Origin of the sequence: Marinobacter sp. M1C, assembly GCF_023314135.1 — a bacterium.
Classification (GTDB): Bacteria; Pseudomonadota; Gammaproteobacteria; order Pseudomonadales; family Oleiphilaceae; genus Marinobacter.
In genome coordinates this window covers 462,584-487,133 of sequence record NZ_CP092289.1, presented here as the reverse complement: position 1 = coordinate 487,133, position 24,550 = coordinate 462,584, and the positions used below count along the sequence as shown (strand labels likewise).

At 51.1% G+C, this 24,550-nt stretch carries 17 protein-coding genes; 2 read left to right on the top strand and 15 right to left on the bottom strand.

Annotated elements, in window-relative coordinates; genetic code table 11:
* Positions 1-11: 11 nt before the first annotated feature.
* Genes MIH19_RS02220 through MIH19_RS02205 form a run of 4 tightly spaced genes read right to left on the bottom strand, consistent with a single transcriptional unit; the run spans position 12 to position 5,332 of the window.
* On the bottom strand, positions 12-1,082 hold the full coding sequence (locus MIH19_RS02220) for a tartrate dehydrogenase (protein WP_249007367.1): 1,071 nt from the start codon (positions 1,080-1,082) through the stop codon (positions 12-14).
* Between the two features lie 10 nt (positions 1,083-1,092).
* Positions 1,093-2,163, bottom strand: coding sequence for a tartrate dehydrogenase (locus MIH19_RS02215; RefSeq protein ID WP_283164115.1), 1,071 nt, complete (start codon positions 2,161-2,163; stop codon positions 1,093-1,095).
* 11 nt (positions 2,164-2,174) lie between these two features.
* Positions 2,175-4,208 (bottom strand): tripartite tricarboxylate transporter permease, encoded by a 2,034-nt coding sequence (locus MIH19_RS02210; protein WP_249007365.1) that lies wholly within the window; start codon positions 4,206-4,208, stop codon positions 2,175-2,177.
* An 11-nt stretch (positions 4,209-4,219) separates the two neighbouring features.
* Positions 4,220-5,332, bottom strand: a complete 1,113-nt coding sequence (locus MIH19_RS02205) for a tripartite tricarboxylate transporter substrate binding protein (RefSeq protein WP_249007364.1) — start codon at positions 5,330-5,332, stop codon at positions 4,220-4,222.
* A gap of 113 nt (positions 5,333-5,445) precedes the next feature.
* Between MIH19_RS02205 and MIH19_RS02200 the strand changes: the two genes are divergently transcribed.
* Positions 5,446-6,354, top strand: a complete 909-nt coding sequence (locus MIH19_RS02200; protein WP_249007363.1) for a LysR family transcriptional regulator — start codon at positions 5,446-5,448, stop codon at positions 6,352-6,354.
* 283 nt (positions 6,355-6,637) lie between these two features.
* On the opposite strand, the gene MIH19_RS02195 is transcribed toward MIH19_RS02200, so the two are convergent.
* Together MIH19_RS02195 and MIH19_RS02190 are read right to left on the bottom strand one after the other, a co-directional pair.
* Complete coding sequence (locus MIH19_RS02195; RefSeq protein ID WP_249007362.1) at positions 6,638-6,913, bottom strand: hypothetical protein; 276 nt, start codon at positions 6,911-6,913, stop codon at positions 6,638-6,640.
* The gene (locus tag MIH19_RS02190) at positions 6,906-10,472 is read right to left on the bottom strand and encodes an indolepyruvate ferredoxin oxidoreductase family protein (RefSeq protein WP_249007361.1); all 3,567 of its coding nucleotides are present in this window, start codon (positions 10,470-10,472) and stop codon (positions 6,906-6,908) included. The genes MIH19_RS02195 and MIH19_RS02190 overlap by 8 nt, the downstream gene beginning before the upstream one ends.
* Before the next feature lie 156 nt (positions 10,473-10,628).
* Here MIH19_RS02190 and MIH19_RS02185 point away from each other — a divergent pair, with 156 nt between their 5' ends.
* The gene (locus MIH19_RS02185; RefSeq protein ID WP_249007360.1) at positions 10,629-11,108 is read left to right on the top strand and encodes an Lrp/AsnC family transcriptional regulator; all 480 of its coding nucleotides are present in this window, start codon (positions 10,629-10,631) and stop codon (positions 11,106-11,108) included.
* Positions 11,109-11,293: 185 nt separating this feature from the next.
* On the opposite strand, the gene MIH19_RS02180 is transcribed toward MIH19_RS02185, so the two are convergent.
* The 9 genes from MIH19_RS02180 to MIH19_RS02140 all read right to left on the bottom strand — a co-directional run bounded on the left by MIH19_RS02180 (position 11,294) and on the right by MIH19_RS02140 (position 24,490).
* The gene (locus MIH19_RS02180) at positions 11,294-12,571 is read right to left on the bottom strand and encodes a TRAP transporter large permease (RefSeq protein WP_249007359.1); all 1,278 of its coding nucleotides are present in this window, start codon (positions 12,569-12,571) and stop codon (positions 11,294-11,296) included.
* On the bottom strand, positions 12,568-13,113 hold the full coding sequence (locus MIH19_RS02175) for a TRAP transporter small permease subunit (RefSeq protein ID WP_249007358.1): 546 nt from the start codon (positions 13,111-13,113) through the stop codon (positions 12,568-12,570). Before MIH19_RS02175 ends, MIH19_RS02180 begins: the two co-directional genes overlap by 4 nt.
* Before the next feature lie 101 nt (positions 13,114-13,214).
* Entirely contained in the window at positions 13,215-14,297 is a 1,083-nt protein-coding gene (gene dctP / locus MIH19_RS02170) for a TRAP transporter substrate-binding protein DctP (protein WP_249007357.1), read from the bottom strand.
* A 614-nt stretch (positions 14,298-14,911) separates the two neighbouring features.
* Entirely contained in the window at positions 14,912-15,868 is a 957-nt protein-coding gene (locus tag MIH19_RS02165; RefSeq protein WP_249007356.1) for a LysR family transcriptional regulator, read from the bottom strand.
* 608 nt (positions 15,869-16,476) lie between these two features.
* Positions 16,477-18,129 (bottom strand): thiamine pyrophosphate-dependent enzyme, encoded by a 1,653-nt coding sequence (locus tag MIH19_RS02160; protein WP_249007355.1) that lies wholly within the window; start codon positions 18,127-18,129, stop codon positions 16,477-16,479.
* Between the two features lie 56 nt (positions 18,130-18,185).
* On the bottom strand, positions 18,186-18,530 hold the full coding sequence (locus tag MIH19_RS02155; RefSeq protein WP_249007354.1) for a RidA family protein: 345 nt from the start codon (positions 18,528-18,530) through the stop codon (positions 18,186-18,188).
* Between the two features lie 29 nt (positions 18,531-18,559).
* Complete coding sequence (locus MIH19_RS02150; protein WP_249007353.1) at positions 18,560-19,807, bottom strand: FAD-binding oxidoreductase; 1,248 nt, start codon at positions 19,805-19,807, stop codon at positions 18,560-18,562.
* Positions 19,808-19,990: 183 nt separating this feature from the next.
* Entirely contained in the window at positions 19,991-21,025 is a 1,035-nt protein-coding gene (locus tag MIH19_RS02145; protein ID WP_249008928.1) for a histone deacetylase family protein, read from the bottom strand.
* 513 nt (positions 21,026-21,538) lie between these two features.
* Positions 21,539-24,490, bottom strand: coding sequence for an FAD-binding and (Fe-S)-binding domain-containing protein (locus MIH19_RS02140; RefSeq protein ID WP_249007352.1), 2,952 nt, complete (start codon positions 24,488-24,490; stop codon positions 21,539-21,541).
* Positions 24,491-24,550: the final 60 nt, after the last annotated feature.

Sequence of the window (24,550 nt, the reverse complement as noted above, 5' to 3'; positions counted from 1 at the left end):
CGCTTTCTTCCTCAGTTCAGCGCGTTAGCAATTGACTTACCGCAGTCTGTCGTCCCGGCGGTGCCACCCAAATCGCGAGTACGCATTCCCGGCTCGGCCAGTACTTTCTCAATCGCACGGACGATGTCAGCTGCAGCCTCGGGATGACCAAGGTGGTCTAGCATCATCGCCCCTGCCCAGATCTGCCCGACCGGATTGGCGATTCCTTGCCCAGCAATGTCCGGTGCTGATCCGTGGACCGGTTCGAACAAGGACGGGAACTTGCGCTCGGGGTTGATGTTTCCAGAGGGTGCGATGCCAATCGTACCGGTGCAAGCAGGGCCAAGATCCGACAGAATGTCACCGAACAGGTTCGAGGCGACCACAACATCGAAGCGATCGGGGTGCAAAACAAATAACGCCGTAAGAATATCGATGTGGTATTTATCAACACTGACAGCGGGATAGGCCTTTGCCATTTCGGCCACTCGCTCGTCCCAATAGGGCATCGTGATGGATATTCCGTTCGATTTGGTGGCTGACGTCAACCGACCGCTGCGCCGTTCTGCAAGGTCGAACGCATATCGCAGAATCCGGTCTACACCCGTACGGGTCATCACCGTTTCCTGCATCACGATTTCGCGATCAGTACCGGGAAACATTTTGCCGCCTATCGAAGAATATTCTCCCTCGGTATTCTCGCGCACGATCATCATGTCGATGTCGCCGGGTTTGCGGCCAGCCAGTGGCGATGGCACCCCGGGCATGAGACGCGCAGGGCGCAAACTCACGTATTGGTCAAATTCACGCCGGAACTGGATCAACGAACCCCACAGCGAAACGTGGTCCGGTACCGTATCGGGCCACCCTACCGCGCCAAAAAAAATCGCATCGTGCCCTGCAATCTGATGCTTCCAGTCATCCGGAAGCATCTTGCCGTGGGTTTGGTAGTATTCACAGGATGAGAATTCGAAGTCGGTAAACACCATGTCAAATCCGTATTTCAAGGCGGCGGCTTTCAGCACCCGCACTCCTTCGGGCATGACTTCTTTGCCGATTCCGTCGCCGGGAATCACCGCAATTTTCATCGTACTGCCTGACATCTTAGTCTCCTTAGTTGTTGCGGATCGCGGCAATCACCGCCTCGGTTATCTGATCGGTTGTGGCGCTGCCACCCAGGTCGGGTGTATGCAGGTCCCGATCGGCCGTCACCATTTCAACAGCATTCATCATGCGCCTGGCCGCGGCAGTCTCACCCAGATGCTCGAGCATCATTGATGCGCTCCAAAAAGTGCCCACCGGATTGGCGATGCCCTGCCCGGTAATGTCGAAGGCAGACCCATGAATGGGTTCGAACATGGACGGCGTCACGCCTTCAGGATTGAAGTTCGCGGTTGGGGCAATACCAATCGAGCCCGCCAACGCCGCAGCCAAATCCGAAAGGATGTCAGCATGCAAGTTGGTGGCGACCACCGTGTCGATGGATTTTGGCTTCATCGTCATCCGCACTGTCATGGCATCTACCAGCATCTTGTCCCATTTCACGTCCGGATAGTCGCCGGCGACTTCCGCGGCCACTTCATCCCAAAGCACCATGCCGTAGCGCTGCGCGTTGGATTTAGTGACGACCGTCAGCAACTTGCGCGGCCGGGACTGAGCCAGTTTGAAGGCATAGCGCATGATTCGCTCGACCCCAACTCTTGTGAATATTGACACCTCGGTAGCCGTCTCATGGGATTGCCCCCGATGACTGCGCCCGCCCTGGCCGGCGTATTCACCTTCAGAGTTCTCGCGGACAATGACCCAGTCCAGATCGCCGGGGCCCACGCCTTCAAGTGGGCTCTTTATGCCAGGCAGTATCCGCGTAGGCCGAACGTTGGCGTACTGATCGAGCGGCTGGCAGATTGCCAGCCTCAGCCCCCATAGTGTGAGGTGATCGGGCACGTCCGGCGCGCCCACCGCGCCAAACAGAATGGCATCAAAGGCCTTGAGTTGGTCAGCACCGTCTGCGGGCATGAACGTGCCTTCCCGTTTGTAGCGATCGCTACCCCAGTCGAAGTTCGTCACATCCAGCTTGAATCCGCCATCGCTTTCGGCCAGCGCTGTTAGTGCACGCAGGCCAGCATCAATCACTTCAATGCCAATACCATCACCCGGGATGGCCGCAATCTTGTAAGTTTTCATCATCAGTTTCCTTAGAAAAATAGTCCCATCGGCATCCGTAACAACAGCACGTCAGCCATCATCCACCAGAAGCCAGCCACCACCGCAACGGCGGTGATCGCGCGTATCAACCAAGTCTTTGCCGGGCGACGCTCGTGTTCGGCAAGCACCATCATCGAGCCGAATGCAGCCAGCCCCGCGACAAAAAATCCAAGCACAGGAATGAGGAATACCCACAAACCGAAAATAATGGTGAGCAGTATCCGGCGCGTGGTCGATGCTGCAGGGTCGCCCTTATCCGACGGGCTCCCCTTTCGCAGGAGTGCGAAAATAACCAGGCCGATGGAGAACACCACCAGCAAAACTGAGATGGTGGCGGGAAATACGGCGCCCATGGGTGACATGGCGTCGGTAGCCACGTAGGACATGATACCGAGCGCAGCAAACACGACGGCAAGCAGGATCGTGCCCGCATCGGGGCCTCTGGGTGCGTCTGGGGTGGCTGACTTCGGCTGGAGATTCGCCGGGTGTGCCTCCGCATCCATCGCTCGCTCGGTCAAAGGCTGCACCTCGCGTTTGCGGGCACGCCATTCGGTAAAGAACGGATAGCCCAGTGTCAGGATGGCAGCAAAGATAATGCCTATACTGATTGGCCGACCGAAGAACATGCCGCTGATATTACCGGTGGCATTGCCAATCAGGTAACTCTGCACGAAGCCCTGTTCGGCGATCTGACCCAACACCAGCCCAAGAACGATCGGAGACGGGGCGAACCCGTAGCGGTTGAGCACCCAAGCCATCACACCAAGACCAAACATCATTTGGGTATCCTGGATGTTGGAATGAATGGCGAAAGAACCCACGACCGTCATGAAAGCAACGGTGGGTACCAGCAGCGATTTCGGAAACGACACCACTGATTTGTACGCATACCGCCCAATCAGCAACCCTGTGGGCAACATCAATACGGTGGCGATCAACAGCCCGAAGATGAAGGTATACACAACCTGGGCTTCGTCATTGAAAAGCCTCGGCCCGATCTTGATGCCCTGAACTAATAAGGCACCCAGGATAATGGCATCCGGCGGTGTGCCAGGAATACCCAGAACCAGCGTCGGAATAAAGCCGCCACCCACGGTGGCATTGTTCGCCGCCTCGGTGGCAATCACGCCATCCGGCTCACCCTTGCCGAAATTCGCGCTGTTTTTGGATGAACGCCTCGCCTCGGTATAGGACACCAACCCGGCAATCGAGCCACCGGCGCCAGGGAGGATGCCAACGACCGTGCCGATAACTGACGACCGGACAACGTTGAATTTTGAACGCCAGGCGATACCCATCGCTTCGCGCAACCGCAGGCCGCCTTTAGCGACGTCGGCGTTGACTTTCAGGTGAGCGGCACGAGTTGAAACCAGGTCGAGGATAACCGGTACGCAGTAGAGACCAATCAGTGCCGAGGTGATGTCGATCCCGCCCAGAAACGCTTGAACGTCGAAGGTATAGCGCACATCGCCACCGACGACGGCAACACCCACCATCGACAACATCAGCCCGAGACAGGCCCCTATGAGCCCCTTGAGTGTGTTGCCGACAGAGAGCGCGGAAATCAGAGTAAGCCCGAAAACAGCCAGCCAGAAATATTCGGGCGGGCCGAAAACCAATGCGACCTTGGCCAGCGGCGGCGCAAGTAGCAATAGCGCGATTGCGCCGACCAGACCACCGAAGACCGATGCCAGGTTCGCCAATGTTATCGCCAGCCCTCCATCACCCTTACGGGCCATAGGATAGCCGTCAAATGTCGTCGCAATAGCCGAGGGAGTTCCGGGCGTATTAACAAGAATAGCCGCGAAGGCCCCGCCGTAGATTGCCCCGGTATAAATCGCGCCAAGCGCGATCAAACCGGAGGCGGGATCCATGGTAAATGTGAACGGAACCAGCACGGCTACCGCCATCGTGGCCGAGAGCCCCGGTAGCGCCCCAATCACCGTGCCGAGAATCACACCAATCAGTGCGAGCATGAGATTAAACGGCGTCAATGCATCGAGAAAGTAGCCAAGCAGTTCCATACGACTGCTCCTTAGTTGCCGATACCAAGCGCTGCAGCGCTCTTGGCGTATTCAGCCTTCATCTTTTTCATGAATTCCGGCATCTGCTCATAGCCAATGTCGGTCAGTACAAAACCGCCGTCCTCCATTTTCTTGATAAAGTCAGGGTCCTGATTAATCTCGGTCACAATATCCGAAATTTTCTGACGCATTTCTTCGGAAGCTGAATCCGGCACCGCCACCCCACGATAGGCACCGCCCACGATGTCCAAACCGAGCTCCTTGAACGTCGGAACGTCCGGGAAGGCAGGCAAACGCTTTTCGGATGCAACCGCCAGCATGCGCATAGCATCACCTTGGTTAGCTCCCGAGGTAGCATAATTGAAGCCGGCAGTGGTCTGGCTGCCCAGTACGGCCGTGACTGAAGGCCCAGTACCGGAGAACGGTATGTAGGTCGTCTTCACCCCCGCAAGCTCATCAAACTGCAACTGCCCCAGATTATTTGCCGACTTGGCACCGGACCCCGCAAGGGTCACAGCCCCCGGGTTCTTTTTGGCGTAGTCGATCAGATCCTGGAGGGTCTTGTACTCGCTGTCCTTGGTGACGAAGATCGCGTTTGGCGTGTAGTGGAAGTAGTTGACCGGGGTCAGCTCATCAGTCTTGTAGCCTACAGAACCTTCCATGGGTTGCAGAACCGTGTGGGGCAGGTTAATGCCCATAATGGTATAGCCATCACCCGGGATCGAGTTCAACTGCGACCAAGCCTGCGCACCACCCGCGCCGGACTGATACTGGATGATCACGTCCTCTCCAGTGTGCTCCCTCCACTCTGCCTGCTGGAATCGCGCGGAGAGATCAGACTCCCCCCCGGCGTTGAAGGGAATAATGTAGGTGATCGGTTTGGTTGGGAAATCGGATTGTGCCAAAGCGGGCACAGCCACCATGAGCGCGAGACTTGTAGCTATTAGGTTTTTTTTGATAGACATCTGTTCCTCCCAGATTTTATTTTGCCTGGCATGGGTCATGCCATTTAGGCCTTTATGAAGAGAGGAGATTTGCCAGTGGAGGCCGCTCGCCAGTTCACGAGTGCCGCAATCTCTCGCCCCCCTGATCGCACCGCATTTGACACGGTGCGCCAGCGCCACGGGTCAAAATCCCGAAGCACTAACACAGTAATTCATTTTTTTTATGATTGTAATTTCACAAATAACAAAACATTATTGATTTTTGGGAACAGTTTATAAGAGAGATGACGCCAATGAGCAGCGACGGTGATATGCAGTTCTTTGTCTGTGTTGCTCGCCGCCTCAATCTGTCCCATGCGGCCCTGGAGTTGGGCCTCACCGCCTCAGCCGTCAGCCGACGACTCACCCGCCTCGAAAATCGTCTCGGCGTGCGCCTGCTGAACCGCACAACGCGGCGGTTGAGCCTCACCAGCGATGGCGAAGTCTTTCTTTTGGCCTCACACGACATCATTGGCCGGATCAAGGAAACGGAACAGTCGCTATCGCGAGCCAGCGCCGAGCCGCAGGGACTGTTAAGGGTGAATGCTACCTTCCAGTTTGGCCGCGAATATATTGCTCCGGCCATATCCCGTTTTGCCCGCACGAATCCGGAAGTTCAGGTACAACTGGAGCTATCGGATGCGCCGGCGAACATGGTCGAGGAAGGCTACGACCTGAACATACGTTTTGGCATGCCATCGTCTTCCCGCCTGATTGTGACACGGCTCCTGCCCAACCAACGGGTACTGGTCGCCGCGCCTTCCTACTTGCGAAAGCACGGGACGCCGACGCGGCTTGAGGACCTTACCCAACACCAATGCATCATCCTGCGCCAGGAACGCAAGGCCTATGACATCTGGCGCTTCGATGACGGTGAGCACGTCCGTGCCACCGGCCAGCTATCCACGAATGACGGGGAAATCGCCGTGAGTTGGGTACTGGAAGGCCACGGTATCATGCTGCGTTCGGAGTGGGATATCGCGCGCCATGTGCGTACAGGACGATTGCAGGTGGTATTGCCCGAAAAGACTCATGAGGCGGGCATCTATGCGGTCTATCCAGAGCGGTTGAACCTGTCCGCCAAGGTGCGCCTGTTCATCGACCTCTTGCGCGAAACGCTCCAGCCTAAAGCGGATGAGCTGTCCTTAAGGCAAGTTGAATAACTCAAAAATCGCTTTAGCAGCAGGTATTTGGACAACTGGGTTGCAAATCACCGCCGCCGCCAGCAGCAGCAATGCAAAGAACAGGGCACCAAATAAGATCCCTCCGCCCATCCGACCAAAGGCCAGTGACCGGGTCACAAAAATTTGTCAGATCGTCATTATTTAAAGCCTCTGGGAAAGAGGTTCTGATTACTTGTTGTTATTGGGTTAATAAGTTACTGCATAACTCTGCGAATCGAGTTGATAACTCTTGGCAACACCTGATTATTCAGGCCTGCTACGTTTACTCGGCTGCTTTCCAGCATGTAGATGCCGTGCTCTTCCCGTAACTGGCAAACCTGTTCCGGTGTGTGCGTTCCCGATACAAGCCGACGTTCTTGGAACAGGAAGCAGCAATCACCATTTCCGGTACCTGGCCCGCCAGATAACGCACGCAGCCTGCGTCATCCTTGTAAACTCCGACACCCAGATCGACCTTGTCGGGCCGGATATCATCGCGAAACATCTGCATCAGCTGCAAAATCGGATCCTGAGGTAACTGCTTCAGCGACTCAAACATGGTCTGCCTCCTTACTGTCGGCCTGACTGGTTCGAATCAGTGTCGGGCGGCCGGTATCCAGAGCTTTGATCAGCTGCGTCTGTTTTTCTTGCACGGCTTCTGCAGCCTGTTCGCGCACCGGGCCGTAGCCCCGTACTTCACCGGCCAGCTCCGCCAGTTGCAGGAAGGTATCGTAATTGCTGGCCCCCAGCTCACTGACAATCCGTACCACAAGTTGCTGGTAATCTTTCAGCTGCGCCCGATCCATCTTTCGGTCGGCGGAATAGCTGAACGGATCGATAGCCGTGCCGCGCAGTATCCGGAACTTCGCCAGCAACTTGAACGCCTGGAACATCCAGGGTCCGAACTGGCGTTTCTTCGGCCGGCCCTGGGCATCTGTGCCGCGGTTCATGATCGGCGGAGCCAGATGGAAGTGAACCTTGAAGTCGCCCTCAAAGGTGTTATTCACTTCCTTCATGAAGTCGGTTTCCGCAAACAAACGGGCCACTTCGTATTCATCCTTGAACGCCATAAACCGGTACAACTGCTGGGCTACGGCACGGGTCAGTAACTGGTTAGTCTCGCCCAAACGTTCTTCAGCTTCGCGCACCTGCTTTACCATGTCCGTATAACGATCGGCCCAACGACGGTTCTGATAGTTCACCAAGTGTTTGTGGCGAATGTTGATCAGCTCATCCAGTCCCTGCTCCGGTTTTACCTCATCTACCCGTGACTCGCCGGTGTTCAGCAGATCTGTGATAACGTTCACGTCCGTCGCGGCCACACGACCCCAGCCAAAGGCTTCCTTGTTACGTTCAATGGCAACGCCATTCAGCTCAATGGCTTTCATCAGCGCGGCTTGTGACAGCGGCAACAAGCCGCGCTGCCAGGCGAAGCCCAGCATCATCACATTGGAAAACACCGTGTCGCCCAGCAGTTTCTCTGCAATGCCATTGGCATCCAGCTGTGCGAAATTGTCATCACCTACCGCGTTACGGATCAGATCCAGGCGTTTGTCTGCCTGCATGTCCGCATCCCGGAAAAGCACGTAATCCGCAGTAGGCAGCTCGGCTTCGTTGGCCACCACACGGGTGTGATTGGACCTGAGAACGCTCAGCGCTTTCTGGGAGGAGGCAACCACCAGATCACAGGCAATCACCGCATCGGCCTGGCCGTTACTGATACGCACCTGGTGCAGTTTGTCCGGAGACGGCGCCATGCGGACATAACTCAGTACCGTGCCACCCTTCTGCGCGAAGCCGGTGAAGTCCAGCACCGAGGTGCCTCGGCCTTCAAGATGCGCGGCCATAGTGATGAGCTGGCCCACGGTCACAACGCCCGTGCCACCCACACCACCCACCAACAAATCGTACGAGCCCGTAAGCTCCGGCAAAACCGGCTCAGGGATATTTGTCAGTTTGCCGATAAGCACAGAGCCGGTGTCCATACCGCGGGATTTGCGCAGCTGACCACCCTCGATGGTCACAAAACTCGGGCAAAAACCATTCACGCAGGAAAAGTCCTTATTGCAGGACGACTGGTCAATCTTGCGCTTGCGGCCCAGCTCGGTCTGGCGCGGCACCACGGAAAGACAATTCGACTGCACCGAACAGTCGCCGCAACCTTCACACACGTGATGGTTGATAAACGCCCGTTTGGCGGGGTCCGGATACAGGTTACGTTTGCGTCGACGGCGCTTCTCAGCCGCACAGGTTTGGTCGTAAATAAGCACAGTACAACCGGAAATATCTCGCAGCTCTCTTTGCACCTTGTCCAGCTCTGTGCGGTCGTGAAAGGTTACGGCGTCCGGAAAAAGGTGTTTTTTACCGTCGTACTTTTCCGGCTCATCACTGAGCACCACAACCCGCCGCACGCCCTCGGCGGTAACCTGCTGCGCAATCATCGGCACAGTAATCTGACCGTCTACAGGCTGGCCGCCGGTCATGGCCACCGCATCGTTAAACAGAATCTTGTAGGTAATATTGATGCCGGCCGCAACCGCCTGGCGAATAGCCATAGACCCGGAATGAAAATAGGTGCCCTCACCCAGGTTCTGGAATATATGGGGATTGCCGATATAACGGCTCTTACCAACCCAGTTAACCCCTTCGCCGCCCATCTGGATCAGCGATTCCGTGTTACGGCCCATCCAGGACGCCATAAAGTGACAGCCAATCCCAGCCAGCGCTTTGCTGCCCTCCGGCACTTTGGTAGACGTGTTGTGGGGGCAACCCGAGCAGAAATACGGTAGGCGCTTTACACCACCCGGATCCTGAGCGTTGCTCATGCTGTTTATAGCCGCCAGACGCTCGCTGTAATCCTTGCCGAAGAAGCGGCCAAGGCGGGCGGCCAGAAAACCGGCGACTAATTTGGGGCTTAACTCACCGACATAAGGAATCAGTGGGCGGCCCAGTTCATCCTGTTTACCGGTAATCAGCACCTCGCCGGGGCGGTCCGGTTCCGACATAGCCTCTTTGATCTGGCTTTCGATAATGCCCCGCTTTTCCTCGATAACCAGCACTTCTTCCTTGCTGTGCACAAAGTTGAGAATGCCGCGGCGCTCGATCGGCCAGACCAGACCCACTTTGTAGATATCCAGCCCCATCTCACGGGCCCTGTCTTCGTCAATACCCAGCAGATCCAGCGCTTCCAGCAGATCCAGGTGGCCTTTACCGGTGGTAACAATACCAAAGCGCGCCTGAGCGTTATCAAACAGGCAACGGTCAATGGGGTTGGCCCGGGCAAACGCCTGCACCGCCGCCAACTTGTGCTCAATGCGGGTTTCCAGTTGGGGCCCCGGCAGATCTGGCCAGCGGTAATGCAGGCCGGTTTCAGGCGGGGTGAAATCGTCCGGGGTTACAAACTCCGGCAACGGCGGCAGCTCCACCGACGCAGCACTTTCAACGGTTTCCGAAACTGCCTTGAAGCCAACCCAGCAGCCGCTGTACCGCGACAACGCAATGCCCCAAAGGCCAAACTCCAGATACTCGGCAATGTTGGCCGGGTTGATCGTGGGCATGAAGAAACTCATGAACGCTACATCAGACTGATGTGGCATGGAGGACGACACACAGCCGTGGTCATCGCCTGCAATCACCAGCACGCCGCCGTGGGGGGAGCTGCCGTAGGTGGTGCCGTGCTTTAGCGCATCCCCGGCGCGGTCAACTCCGGGCCCTTTCCCGTACCAGATCCCGAACACGCCATCCACCGTGCGGTCATCATCGGTCTCTACCTGCTGGGTACCCAGCATGATGGTCGCCGCAAGGTCCTCATTAATTGCAGGTACGAAATCGATGCGGTTTTCATCAAGATGTTTTTGAGCTTGCCAAAGAGCCATATCATAAGCACCCAAAGGTGAACCCCGGTAGCCACTTACCATGCCGGCCGTGTTGAGCCCCAGTTTGCGATCCAGCGCGGCCTGCATCAAAGGGATGCGAACCAGCGCTTGGGTTCCGGTGAGGAATACCCGGCCAGAGTCACGCAGGTAGCGGTCTTCAAGCGTGTAGTTGTCCAGCTGCGGGCTGCCCGTCTCGGCGTTACGGTCTTGAGCGATATCAGGTTGAGAGATGTCAGTGGACATGGAGCCCTCCTCTTGTTGATTTTATGATCAGAATTCTAGAGGGAAGTTCGCAAAAGGTGCTTGCGTATTGGGCAGGAATTATCTTGGTTTGCGAAACATTATTTGATAAAAGAAAATAGAACCGAAGATTCTTTGATAAAAACCAGGTGTTACTAAATGAAACAGGTGGAACTGGACAAACTCGACCAGCGCATCCTTGCGATATTGCAACAGGATGGACGAATCAGTAACCAGCAACTGGCAGAACAGATCGGGCTATCACCGGCAGCCTGCTGGCGGCGGGTACGATCGCTTGAGGAAACAGGCATCATAACGGGATACAGCGCGCAGCTCGCACCCGAGCGCATCGGCCAGGGATTGTGTGTACTGGTCAACCTGTCACTTCAACGACACACCATAGACAGCACGGCGGATATCGAGCGGCAGGTGAGCAGCTATCCGGAAGTGCTTCAGTGTTTCGCGGTGACCGGTAATGCGGATTTCGTGTTGCGGGTGATCGTGCCGGATATGGCCAGCTATGACCGCTTCCTGAACGAAAAAATATTCACCTTGCAGGGTATTGCACAGGTTAACTCCAACTTTGCACTGCGAGAGATCAAAAACACCCAGACAATACCGTTAGGGCGAGCCGAATAGCCAGGCGCTTAATCTGGGGCTAATGTCACTAAAGCAAACACTGCACAATCGTTACGAACTTTTTCATCGAGCAACCGATTGCCCTTTAAATAACGCTCTATTGATCACGGACGTTGGTCACAATAGAGCGTCATAATCACAGCTAACAGCAATGGCTAAGCCCCAGGAAGCCTCAGGCCAAACTTTTATTTGAGCAGCGAGGGTACCCAGGTGGAAAGTGCCGGAAATGCTACCAGCAGCAGAATCACCGCCGCGAAGGCGAAGTAAAACGGCAGTGAGGCTACGATCGCCCTCTCAAAGGGCACGTTGGCAATTCGGGCCGCCGTCATTAGCGTCATCCCCACGGGTGGCGTAACGTTGGCAATATTGAGCACCACAATCATCAGAATCGCAAAGTGCAACGGATCCACGCCCAGCTGAATCATTGCTGGCACCAGCACAGGCGCCACAACGACAAGCGCCGGCAGCACATCCATCACGGTACCGACCAGCAGTAGCAGCAGGCAAACCAGAAGTAGCTGGATGAACATCGAGTCACTGAAGCCGATGATGAGCCCCGCCGCATCCTGGGCTATGCCCGAGCGGGTCACAAACCAGCCAAGCACTGCCGAGGTCGCCAACAGGAAGAACACCACGCCAGAGAAGCGCACGGTCACTATCAGTGCATCCCAGATTTTCTTCCAGGTTAGGTTGCGGTAAAACACCACGCCAATAACGATGGCATAAACAGCGGCAAAGCCCGAAGCCTCGGTGATAGTGGTCAACCCAGACAGAATCCCGCCAAGAATGATCACCGGCACGAACATAGCCGGCAAGGCCACCAGAAAAGCCAGCCCTGCCGCCTTGAGCGGCGTAGGCGCCTGTTTGGGGTAGCCGCGCTTCCAAGCCAGAAAAAAGCTCACCGCAAGCAGCGCTACAGCCATCAGAAGACCGGGAATGATACCGCCGGCAAATAGGTCAATAACCGAGATATCGCGCAGCAGTGTGGCATAGATCACCATGACTATGCTGGGCGGAATAATCGGCCCGATAATCGAGGAGCAGGCAGTGATCGCCGCAGCATATTCGGCGTCATAGCCCTGCCTTTTCATTTCGGGGATCATTATCTTACCAATCGCCACGGTATCCGTGATCGCCGCCCCGGTTAGCCCTGCGAAGAATACCGACACCGAAATATTGACGTGCGACAGCGCTCCGCGCACCCGGCCAAAAAGCGCATTGTTGAAATCGATCAACTTCTGGGTCAAGCCGCCCTGATTCATCAGCTCAGCGGTAAAGATGAAATAAGGCACTGCAATAAGCATAAAGCCCGAAACGCCGGCAAACATGCGGTCAGCAATGATGCTGAGCATCTGTTCTCCACCCATGGAAAAACCGCCAGCCAAACCGGAAAGAGCCATCACCACGGCCACCGGCATGCCGATAAGCAAAAGCACCACAAACGCAACAATAGCGAATATCATGAGCGAATCTCCGTATCTTGGGTTCCGATAAGCTCATCGATCAGCTCGTCGTCATCGATGAAGTGCTCGAGTAGAGCAAAGCCCTGTGCCAGGTGCAGCAAAATGATGGCGCCACTGATCGGCACTACGACGGTGGTAAACTTGGCAGAAATCTGTATTTGGTCAGAGACCATGTAAACCTGGTTTGCGCTCGCAAAGTAGGACCAGCCATACCAAAGCAGCAGCATCCCAAACAGGGCGATAATGACCAGACATGTGGAAGCCGCAAGGGTCAGTAGCGCCCGGGGCAGACTGCGAACCAGTAATGTCATGGCCACATGCTCGCCGTAGCGCAATGAGATGGTCATAGAAAGAAAGCCGATCCAGGGTAGAAAAAGTCTCGCTAATGAATAGGTCCAGCTCAGGCTGCTGCCAGTGGCTAGCTTATAAATAAAAGCCGTGAAAGAGATGCCTAACATGATAAGCACGCAGGCTACACAGGCTACAATCGCCGCCTGATTAACCCAATCACTCAGGCGGCGAAGAGGCAGAAGGATTTTCATTAATGCACCTTAAAAACAACATCGACCGACCCGAAATATTCGGGCGGCCGATCGATGAGCGGGCAATGTCAGTCGTTGCTGGCCAGGCTTATGCTCCAGCCCTACTGACCCGTTTTAACTGAACCATAGTTGTCCATGTCTGACGACTTCACTTCTTCACCAACACGCTTCACCTCTGCCAAAAAAGCATCAACCTTTTTAGCATCGATACCAAAATCGTCGACGATCCAGCTCTTCCAGGCAGGACGCGCAATATCAGCCATGCGCTCGCGTTCCTTAGTAGGCATGATGTAGCAATCCTTGAAGGTCTTGCAGGACTCCTGCCAGCCTGCTGTTGCCAAGGCTGCAGACATGCCATGCCCTATCGCAATGGCTTCGCGCGCCGAGGTAACAATCGCTTCTTTTTGCTCCTCAGTCAGCCCCTGGTACCAGTCCTCACTAATCAACCAAGCAGCGCTGTTGTATACGTGGCCAGTCAGGGTGGTGTAATCGGTCACCTCGTGGAAGTTATAGGTCGTGTTGAGCACCGGCGCGTTGAACTGACCATCAGCCAGACCGGTTTCAAGTGCGGTGATGACTTCACCCCAAGGCAACGGCGTGGCAGACGCACCCAGCGACTTTATGATCGCAACGTGGCCGGGATTCTCCTCGGTGCGGATATTAAGCCCTTTAAGGTCTTCCACCGTCTTAATGAGACGTTCGTTGTTTGTAAAGGCCACAAAACCGCCGCCGTCATCGAAGGTGCCCAAATACCGCATATTGGTTTCTTCAACAGTGTTGGACATAAAATCCGCAAACCAGTCACCGTCGAGAAAAGCCCAGGCCTGACGCCAGTTGTCAAACACGAAGGGTGCTGTCATTAGCTGATAATCACTAAAATAAGACGACATAGCGCCGGTAGTGATAATGGTTGACTGCAGAGTGCGCCCGCCTTGAACTTCCTTAGCGGTGTCGACCTCCGAGCCCAGCTGGCTATTGCCGAAGATCCTAACTGTTATCTCACCGTCCGTGCGCGTCTCGACCAGATCCTTGAAGCGCACCAACGCGGGATAGACAGAGTTGTTGCTCATGTTTTCGGGCAAAATAGTGGCAATTGCCATTTCTTTAGCCTGAGCCTGTACGGCAGCCATGGCGAGCGGCAAAGCAGCAACCAAGGCGATACGTGAAAACGTCTTTAATTTCATATGCGTAGAATCTCTCGTTGATGTTTTTGTGCTTATTATCCAACGCCAGCAAAACTGGTCGTTAAAACTGTAAACCCATACACTCTTCTTTAATTCAAGTGATTCTGACTTACCAAAATTCTCGAATAGCTTAAAAGCCATATTTTATATTAAAAACTAATGATTTCAATAAAGCCTTATTTTATTCGGAAGACATCTTCTGAAAGTTTAAATAAGTATTATCCACTAAATGTATGGCACTGAATATCGGGAGTCAAACGATATAAAATAATATCGGATATAAGTGCAGCTAATAAATTGGAAGTGATCATTTTGGTCAAGGTTTGAGTAACTCCAAATTTTCCGCCGTTTTGGTAGAGTTCATGCACACTCATCCTACACCGACAAGTATTTTTACCCACCAGCAAATTGCTGAACGCGGCCAGAAAAAGTAGCCCATTGGTTTTGACAAACCTAGACTACCTACATCTTCAATTGCATCCAAAAGATCAGCTTATCACTCCGCTCCAAAACAATTTTCCAGCGAGTCTTGCGCTTTTTGGTGTGGCATTCTCTCGTTGGTGGTTGAATTCTGTTTATACAATATTTTAAGACAATCCACCGAGATAGGATATTTATACGGCCGCACCTTTCTCAGCAGAAGGAGCACTTACAGAGATATCAAAATCTACAATCTCTTCAATAAACTTAGTCTCAATAATTGATAAAGCTCGTTGTTTATGCCAAAAGATATGGACAGGTATGTCGGCAACACCCTCTTTTGGCGGCAAACGTCTAAGCTTCGACTCTAGGTAGGTCGACGCAACAAATTGATCAGGTAAAGCACCTATGCCATATCCGGTGTAAATTAAACGCACCGCCTCATCTAAATTATTGGTGTAGGCGCTAATACGACCTGTTAAGCCATGGGTTTCTTTAAATACAGTAATTGGAAAGAGGACCTCGCCAACATCTTCACTCCTGAAAGCGATAAAATCTTCTTTTAGTAGACTGTCAAAACTCAAATCTTTTTCTACAAACAAAGGATGATGATATCCGCAGTATAGATAATAGCGCTGCTTAAATAATAACTTTTGATTAAGGGTTTCTGGGGTGTGGCTAGCTAAACAAATACCAACAGCAGGATTCTTTTGTTCGATATCATTTAAAATATCTCTACTTAATTTCACTGTCAAATCTAAAGTGATGTTCGGATATTTTTTTTTGAAATATACCAAAAAATCATTATATTTTGGATTGTGAATTCGGCTAGCTACCAAGAGCTTAATTTCGCCTTCTAAAAGATGAGAATTAAAACCCTTCACAGCCTCGATAGAGGTAATTTCTGTAAATATTGTTTGGGCAACTTGCAAGCAGTAATGGCCAATAGGAGTAAGTTTTAGAGGCTTTGTATTACGTATAACAAGCTGGCTTCCAATTTGCTCTTCAAGCTTTTTAAGGTTTTGACTGACAGCGGACTGGGTAATTTTTAAGCGATTAGCGGCAACACTAATACTTCCCTCTTCATATATAACGATTAGCACATGAAGCAATGTCCAATTCAAACTATCTGCTAGTTTTTTTTGTATCATAGTATTTTTAGCATTTATGCTCTAAATATATTGATAACTAAAAATGCAAAAGCTTACCAGGATTCGCTAGAGCTTAATATTTATGTGACCCAACCCCACAGGGGCTCAGCTTGCTTTCCGTCACTGTCTTTAGAGAGACGCTGGTCAAAAGCGTGTCACTCAAAAACCGTAAGACTGACTCCGTGAAATTAGAATTTTATCGGTTTTCAAGTTTGCAGTCCAATTATATGAGCAATAAGCACACTATGGAGCTTTTCCCACCCTTTTGGCGGACTCTAGGAGCATGAAAGCAGCCTATGGCTGCACGCCAGTAAGAAGCTAGCCAGGCCAAACACAGAAAGCGCCGGTTTTTCTTAGCGGCGTACTGTGCTTTGGCAAAATTCGTTCTTTGCACGGCAGCTCCCCCCGTGCGAAAAAGTTACAAACTCGCTCATACCATAAGGTCCAAACTCACGGCCAAAACCGGATTGTTTAACACCGCCGACATCTTAAATCTGCTGACTGGAATGGCCTTGATACTTCTCATCTGCCTCGCCTTTAGCAGGATTCGTTACTTGATAGCTTGTCATGATGCCTCTTTTTTATAAGTGACTGATAGCTCCATGATTTTATGGCACTAACTTGCGAGGATCGGTAATCACATGTAGTAATACAGCCCTTCGCTCTTTTATGACAACCTGCATCGCTTCGGCCACACTCATCTTGATATCTTTATCATTATCAACTCGTATGCCATGTGCACCAAAAGCATTGGCTAGCGCAGCAAAATCGGGATTATGCAACTGCGTACCGGACACCCGATCAGGATAATTTGCTTCTTGATGTTGACGTATAGTGCCAAACTGTTGATTATCCATCAAAATTATTAACACAGGCGCCTGATAACGGATTGATGTGGATAACTCCGCTTCATTCATCATAAATTCGCCATCACCGGTGACTACTACAGATAGGCGTTCTGGCGACTCTAATGCTGCAACGATACCTGCCGGCAAACTATAACCCATAGCGCCATTTCTGGTGCTTAACTGGCTTGGAAAAGTGTGAGTAGGTAGATAACGCTGCGCCCACAAACAGTGATTACCAGCACCAAAACTATACACGGCGTCTGCAGGCAATAGCGCTGTCAACGCCCTGATGACTTGCGTCATACTCGCGTATGATTGCTCAGCGCTAACACTTTCACTTTCTTTCTCTGATAGATCACAATCTTTTCTTTGCTGTTGATGGCAATGTTTAAACCAATCGTCACGAGACACCGAACTTGGCAACGATGCTCTGCCTATCACTTTGATAAAGCTAATGGGACTGGCGACAACATGTTCAGTGACTGAGCCGCTGTGCCCCCGCAAACTAGTATCTAAATTAACGATATAATTCGGCTTTTCAAAGGACTGCCGTAAACGATAACCATCGCTAGCAACGTCACCCAAAACCGTTCCTATCGTCAGCAGAACGTCAGCATCTTCAATTAATGCAGCACAATCGTCTGAACGCCCATACCCCAGATATCCAGCATGCGCAGGAGAATCAAAAGTAACTCGATCCGAGGCACGCCAATCATGAATCACTGGTATGTGGTTAGCTTCTGCGAACTGCGTTAATTGGTCAGAAACTTCCGACGTCCAGTTTTGGCCGCCAGCAAAAATTAACGGCTTGGCAGCGTTTGATAACGCTTCAAGTATAATATCGAGCTTGTCGTCGGAGACACCTCCTTCGGCAACGGGTATCACGGGATGCAGTTGTCCATGGAACTCCTGCCGGATAATATCTTCAGGCAATCCGACGACAACAGGACCAGGCCTACCTTCCAAGGCAGCGTGAAAGGCTTTAGCCACAATCTCGGACGCTCTTGAGACCTCATCCAATATCAATACACGCTTACATTGACTAGAGAACCATTGATTGAGGTCAAACTCTTGAAAAGACTCTCGATTTCTATCGGAAACGGGAATCAGACCAACAAATAATATCAGAGGAACACCGTCTTGCCATGCGGTATGAATACCGGTATAAGCTTGCGCAGCGCCCGGCCCACGCGTAACCATGGCAATACCGGGAGTACCTGTAAACTTACCGTGTGCGTCTGCCATGTACGTACAGGCCGCTTCATGACGGCACACTACTGTCTGAATTTCCGTATTGTATAGACCATCCAATACCGATAAGTAGCTCTCGCCTGGGACCACAAACGCGCGACTAACTCCATGTAATTGAAGGCTGTCTACGATCGCTTGACCACCATGAATGGTATTATTCATTATTGTTACCTTCTCTAAATACGAGCGATGGCTGTTTGCCAGTATGCTTCCGCACTTTACTCAGCGGCGATTATGGTGATTTCCACCAATAAATCGGGGTGCGCTAAAACAGACTCTCCGCACGCTCGAGCTGGGGGCAACGTGCCTTCAAACCACTGATCCCACACCTTATTCATCGCCGTAAAATCATTCATACTTTTAAGCCAAATCGTTGCTGATAGCATTTTTGATTTATCACTGCCCACTTCTTCCAGCAGTTTTTTGGCTTTATTCAAACACGTTAATGTTTGAGCAGATACATCCTCATCGACAGCCCCGACTTGACCTGACAAATAAACTGTCTGGTTATGAACAACAATTTGGCTCATACGTTCATTGCTTTTTAATTTCAACATAGTCATGTTCCCAGTTTGTTTAAATATTGTTATTACTAATTAGAAAATCGTTGAGCATTAAAAGGCTCAACATCAACAGTTAAGAGTTTATTATTTATTAACTCTTCAATGATACGACCTGTAATCGGTCCTAACGTAAATCCTTGATGGCCATGCCCGAATGCGAACCACAAATTATCGTGTTCCCCGGAAGCTCCAATAACCGGTTTCATATCAGGCATACAAGGTCTAGACCCACACCATGGATCGCTTTCTACTTCATCATTTAACGGCAAAATATTTTTGGCGAACTCCAATGCAGCTTGAAGTTGTCCAAAGTCTTTTTTCGCATCCAATAAGGTGATTTCTGCGCCAGTGGTAACACGAACGCCTTGCTGCATTGGCCCCATCACGAACCCTTTATCCATATCTACCAAACTGTGATTGGTAGTATTTTTATCGGTAGTTTCAAAGTGCTGATGATAACCACGCATCGGAAATAAGGGTAGATTATATCCCAAGGGCTTTATCAGTTGGCTAGACCAAGGGCCTGCAGCAACAACTAAATGATCACTATAAAAAACCTTATCATCGGTTACCACTTGCCAACCATTGCCGTCCGGCAGAATTTTTTTGACGCTACATTTACCTATCGTACCGTGCATATCTTGGTAGCTCTTGGCATACGCATTCACTAACGCACCTGGGTTTGAGACTTGCCAAGAATTTAACCAATGAATTGCACCAATAAACCCTTCAAAATTTCCGTTAGGTTCTAGTTTTTTCAACTCTGCAAGGGAAAGAACTTTATGCTCAACCGCCTGTTCACGCGAATTTTTAGCTGCTGTAACGGCAGCCTTAAACTTATCTTCCGTTCGGTGCATTTCGATCCAACCGTCACGTCTGATCAAATCCTCAACGTCAGCAGCCGTGATCATTTTCTGATGCTCACTTGTACAGTGCTCAATTAAAGTCTGCCACTCTTTTTCTATTTTTTGGACTGACAAGGGTGCAGAAAACCGCCAGTACTGCAGTAGTGCGTGTCGATAACGGAAAACAGCAGGTAAGCGATAACGAATATCGGTATTTTTATTCGGCAGTATTTTTATCAGTTCAATCAGCCGCCGAGGAAAAGGATGAACATGAATCGCTTCTCGCTGAATCAATCCTGCATTGCCATACGACGTTTCTAATCCCGGTGACTTCTTGTCTAGCAGAAGAACCTGAGAATTGTTCTTTTGTAGATGCCAGGCGATAGACGTTCCGACCATACCAGCACCAATTACGATGACCTTATATCGCATATCATCTCCTCTTCACGATCGGTATATAAAATACTATGTGCCTCTCAAAATTATAAATATCTGATTAACACCCGATTTTTCGCCGATCGGTAATTTAGTGAAGGCACCTTAAACAGAAAAATTATCTAAATTAATGGTTTGCTTAGAAAAATTTTACTTTCCGTTTCTAACTAACTATTAGTTTTAATCCTTTGAAATAAGTCCAGATAAAAAAGCCTGTAGGTTTTCATTGAGCTTTTCTATACAGTAACCGCCTTCTACTAAAACAATCACTGGCTTATTCAGTGCCTTCAGCTTTTTTGCTAGCGTTTTAAAACCCTGCGTACTGACATGACATTTAGCTTGTGGATCGTCTTTATAGACATCGAATCCTAACACATGAACGACAACGTCTGGATTAAACAGCTTTACAATTTCGATAGATTTATCTACATAATGAAAAAATCCAACTTCATCGGTACCGTGCGGCATCGGGAAGTTGACATTATAACCGTAGCCATTCCCATGCCCTCTTTCGTGCTCGTGACCTGCAACTACGGGATAAAAATTAATAGGACTGCCATGCACCGAAGTATATAGAACATCTTTACGGTCATAAAATATTTCTTGAATACCCTGACCATGATGCATGTCGGTATCTAAAATGGCGATTTTTTGAAATTTCTGGCGTAAGTGCTCAGCGATAATTGCTGCGTTATTTAGATAACAAAAACCACCTGCTGCGCTTTTTCTAGCGTGATGCCCTGCGGGCCTCGTCAGGCATATTTGAATATCATTTTGATGCATCTCATCATTTAATAATGAATCAGCAGCATTAAGTGCCGTTTGAGCGGACCAATAAATAGAGGTCCATGAATGCTTGCCAATTGGGGCGCTACCATCAGCTTGATACTTGGCCGCTTTTGCCAAAATACCAAGCCCGGAATTGTTGTTTGGAACATAGACTGTGGTTTGAACCTCCTCTCCCATATCCTCACCCGAAGCCATCCATTCTTCATAACCATGCTTTAAAAACTCAACATAGTCGAAGTCATGTACTACTAAAATCGGCTCGATCCCTATTTCTTTCGCAGTCGTTACTTCTAACCCCATTATCTGTGGAGCTTTTAATAACTCAGTCAACCTCTCAGGTGTTTCTTGGGGCTGGCGCATTTGCCCTCGAGAAAAGTAGCTTTTAGGATGATGAAGCTTTTGTTTTTCGTGACTGTATATTTTCATTTTCTTCATTCCATTATTTCTGTCAAAATCTATTTTATAATTTTTATTGCAAATTTTTCTTACTTAAAAAACTCTAATAACGGTCTTAGGTCTATATTATTAGATTCATTAGAAAAATTTTAACTATAAAATATATTGAAATTTTGCATAAGTATTATCCACTAAATATATGGCACTGAATATCGGGAGTCAAACGATATAAAATTATATCGAATATAAGTACAGCTAATACATTGGGAGTAACAGCTTTAGAAGAGGCATGTAATGTTAAATGAATGGTATCGCTATTTTCAGTTTCAAAACTTCGTGGTTAAGCATAGCGCCGGAACAGTATTAGCCCATTAACGTCGACTCAAAATTGACCGACCTGAGACAACACAGCCGCCTCGCGCAATACTCAGGGCGACGGCCGATGTTGACTGAGGAAACACGTTCTTTTGGTCATACACGTTCTCCAGTCTCAGGGTATTATTCCTTTACTGAGCTGGTCACATCCAATCAACCACTTCACGGTCAAGCTAATGCACTTTCCAACACCTTTGCGACATGCAAGGCGGTTTTATTGGCGCCATCGTGAATTTGATGTCGACAGCTGGTGCCATCGGCAACCACAAGATCATCGGCCTCCGCCTTACGAACCGCGGGCAGAAGAGAAAGCTCGGCCATCTGCATCGAAGCCTCGTAGTGTTCACGTTCGTATCCAAAGCTGCCGGCCATTCCGCAGCATGAGGTTTCGATGTTTTTTACCTCTAGTTCCGGTATCCAGCGAAGCACCTGCTCGACTGGCCGGAGAGCATCAAATGCTTTCTGATGACAGTGGCCGTGTAGAAGGATTCTGGATGTTTCGAGGGCTTTTAAATCGAGCTTTAGACGACCAGCATCATGTTCTTTGACCAAAAACTCCTCAAACAGGAAGGACGCCTTCGACAAAGCCACGGCCTGCTCACCGTAGCCATACTGCAAAAACTCATCGCGTAGGGTTAGCAGGCAGGATGGCTCCAGCCCGACAATACTGATGCCCCGTTCAACAAACGGCATCAGGTACTCGAGTGTGCGCTTTGCTTCGGCTTTGGCCTTGTCCACCTGGCCGGAGGCAAGATAGGTTCGGCCACAGCATAACGGTCTCTCGCTCGGAGCTTTGTTGACGTGCACATGGTAGCCGGCGGCAGTAAGAACCCGTTGTGCCGCTTCCGCGTTAGAAGGCTCAAGGTAGTTATTGAAGGTGTCGACAAACAGCAAAACTTCTTTTTCATAGACTGCGCTACCAGGCTTCGCAGCAGCGCCAGCCAGATAGTTACCGCAAAAGTTCGGCAAAGCGCGCTGTTCTGCCAAGCCTAAGGTGCGCTTAATCCAGTCTGACAAAAAAGGCACCCGTTCAACTGCAGCGATGACGCTTGAAAAATGCCTAGCATATGCAGCGTAACGAGGCATTTCAGCCACAAATCGATCTCGAAGTGAAATTCCGTGTTTTTTTGACCAGGCCGAACGTGCCTCAATTTTCATCTTGGCCATGTCCACACCGGTTGGGCAATCACGTTTGCAGCCCTTGCAGGACACACACAGATCCAGTGCCTCTTTGACATCGTTGCCGGCCAGGCCTTCTGACCCCAACTGTCCGGACAACGCCAGCCGTAATGTATTGGCGCGCCCTCGTGTCAGGTGTTGTTCTTCCCGGGTAATGCGAAAGCTGGGACACATGGTGCCGGCGTCGAATTTACGGCAATGGCCGTTGTTGTTGCACATTTCAACGGCTTTGATCAGCCCGGATGTCGGATCGCCCGCACTGCCCGGCGCACTTTGTTCGCCGGTTAACGGATCGCGAAGTACATCCCAGCCTGACCAGTCGAGCGCTGGCGTTATTGGTATGCCCTTATACCCTTTATTAAACCGGAAGTAGTCTGGATCATCCATTCGCGGGGTATCGACTATTTTGCCGGGGTTCAGCAAATTCTCAGGATCGAAAAGCTGTTTAATCTCCTTGAATGCCGCATTGAGCTGTGGCCCAAACTGCCAGGCCACCCACTCTCCGCGACAGATCCCATCGCCATGCTCGCCGGAAAAAGCACCTTTGTATTCGCGCACCAGCGCTGACGCTTCTTCGGCGATTGCACGCATTTTTTGCGCTCCGTCACGACGCATATCCAGGATCGGCCGAACATGCAAAGTGCCAACACTGGCGTGGGCATACCAGGTCCCTTCCGTGCCATGTCTATGAAATACTTCGGTGAGCTTACTGGTATATTCTGCAAGGCTTTCAAGCGGTACTGCGCAGTCTTCAATAAAGGAAACAGGCTTGCCGTCACCTTTCATACTCATCATGATGTTAAGGCCTGCCTTGCGCACATTCCACAAAGCGGCCTGTTCAGCGGCGCCGGTCATGCTAACGACACAATCGGGTAAACCCAGATCCCCCATCAGCTCATTGAGCTTTGCCAGATCGCCTCGCAGTTTCTGCGCGTCTTCCCCGGAGAATTCAACCAGCAGAATGGCTTTGGGTTTGCCAATTAGCGCTTTCTCGATCACGGGCCGGAACGCTGCATTTTCAATCGCAAGGTCTATCATGGTGCGATCCACCAGCTCTACCGCTGATGGATTGAGAGTAACGATGTGCTGGGTCAGGTCCATGGCCTGATAGAACTGAACGAAGTTAACTACGGCCAGCACTTTGTGAACCGGTAGCGGTGCAAGCTGAAGCTTGATTCTCTGTGTAAGCCCCAGAGTTCCTTCAGAACCGACTAACAGGTGTGCGAGATTAACCTGGCCGTCCAGGTTATAAGGACGCGAATTCTGGCAGTTGAAGATATCAAGATTATAACCACCCACGCGACGCAGAACCTTGGGAAAACTCTCCATTATGTTGGCGTTTTCCCGCTCTGCGATGTGCTGCACCTGCTGGGCTATTGCGCGAATTCTTTCATTGACAGGTAGGTTGCTGGTCAAACCAAAATGCCCTTGCGAACCGTCCGCAAGTAAGGCGTCGATACCCAGAACATTGTGGACCATGTTGCCGTACTTGATGGACCTTGAGCCACAGGAGTTATTGCCCGCCATACCACCAATGGTGCATTGGGCGGCCGTTGATACATCAACCGGGAACCAAAGCCCATGGGGCTTGAGCCAGCGGTTTAGGTCGTCAAGAACCAGACCGGGTTCAACGACCACTGTCTGTTTCTCTTCGTCAAACTCGACAATCTGATTTAACCAGCGGCTGGTATCCAGAATGATCGCCTCGCCAACAGTCTGGCCGCACTGGCTGGTGCCCGCCCCGCGCGCAAGTACCGGAACTTTTGCATCCCGTGCTATATCAACAGCTAGTTGCAAGTCCGCCTGATTGCGGGGTATCACGACACCGACCGGCATAATCTGGTAGATAGACGCGTCCGTGGAGTATCGTCCGCGTGAGGCGTCGTCAAAAAGCACATCGCCCGCAAGTTCATGTGCCAAACGAGCGGCAACATCAGACATCGGTTTTACTCGCGCATTTTGCGATTGTATCTTAGGCTCTGAAAACGAGTTCATCGTTTA

Excerpts from the sequence above, each read along its gene's own strand:
- MIH19_RS02210 (WP_249007365.1), bottom strand. The coding sequence starts at position 4,208 with ATGGAACTGCTTGGCTACTTTCTCGATGCATTGACGCCGTTTAATCTC.
- MIH19_RS02200 (WP_249007363.1), top strand. The coding sequence starts at position 5,446 with ATGAGCAGCGACGGTGATATGCAGTTCTTTGTCTGTGTTGCTCGCCGC.
- MIH19_RS02155 (WP_249007354.1), bottom strand. The coding sequence starts at position 18,530 with ATGACTATGTTGAAATTAAAAAGCAATGAACGTATGAGCCAAATTGTT.
- MIH19_RS02150 (WP_249007353.1), bottom strand. The coding sequence starts at position 19,807 with ATGCGATATAAGGTCATCGTAATTGGTGCTGGTATGGTCGGAACGTCT.
- MIH19_RS02190 (WP_249007361.1), bottom strand. The coding sequence starts at position 10,472 with ATGTCCACTGACATCTCTCAACCTGATATCGCTCAAGACCGTAACGCC.
- MIH19_RS02160 (WP_249007355.1), bottom strand. The coding sequence starts at position 18,129 with ATGAATAATACCATTCATGGTGGTCAAGCGATCGTAGACAGCCTTCAA.
- MIH19_RS02215 (WP_283164115.1), bottom strand. The coding sequence starts at position 2,163 with ATGAAAACTTACAAGATTGCGGCCATCCCGGGTGATGGTATTGGCATT.
- MIH19_RS02195 (WP_249007362.1), bottom strand. The coding sequence starts at position 6,913 with ATGTTTGAGTCGCTGAAGCAGTTACCTCAGGATCCGATTTTGCAGCTG.
- MIH19_RS02165 (WP_249007356.1), bottom strand. The coding sequence starts at position 15,868 with ATGATACAAAAAAAACTAGCAGATAGTTTGAATTGGACATTGCTTCAT.
- MIH19_RS02220 (WP_249007367.1), bottom strand. The coding sequence starts at position 1,082 with ATGTCAGGCAGTACGATGAAAATTGCGGTGATTCCCGGCGACGGAATC.
- MIH19_RS02145 (WP_249008928.1), bottom strand. The coding sequence starts at position 21,025 with ATGAAAATATACAGTCACGAAAAACAAAAGCTTCATCATCCTAAAAGC.
- MIH19_RS02180 (WP_249007359.1), bottom strand. The coding sequence starts at position 12,571 with ATGATATTCGCTATTGTTGCGTTTGTGGTGCTTTTGCTTATCGGCATG.
- MIH19_RS02185 (WP_249007360.1), top strand. The coding sequence starts at position 10,629 with ATGAAACAGGTGGAACTGGACAAACTCGACCAGCGCATCCTTGCGATA.
- MIH19_RS02175 (WP_249007358.1), bottom strand. The coding sequence starts at position 13,113 with ATGAAAATCCTTCTGCCTCTTCGCCGCCTGAGTGATTGGGTTAATCAG.
- MIH19_RS02140 (WP_249007352.1), bottom strand. The coding sequence starts at position 24,490 with ATGTCTGATGTTGCCGCTCGTTTGGCACATGAACTTGCGGGCGATGTG.
- dctP (WP_249007357.1), bottom strand. The coding sequence starts at position 14,297 with ATGAAATTAAAGACGTTTTCACGTATCGCCTTGGTTGCTGCTTTGCCG.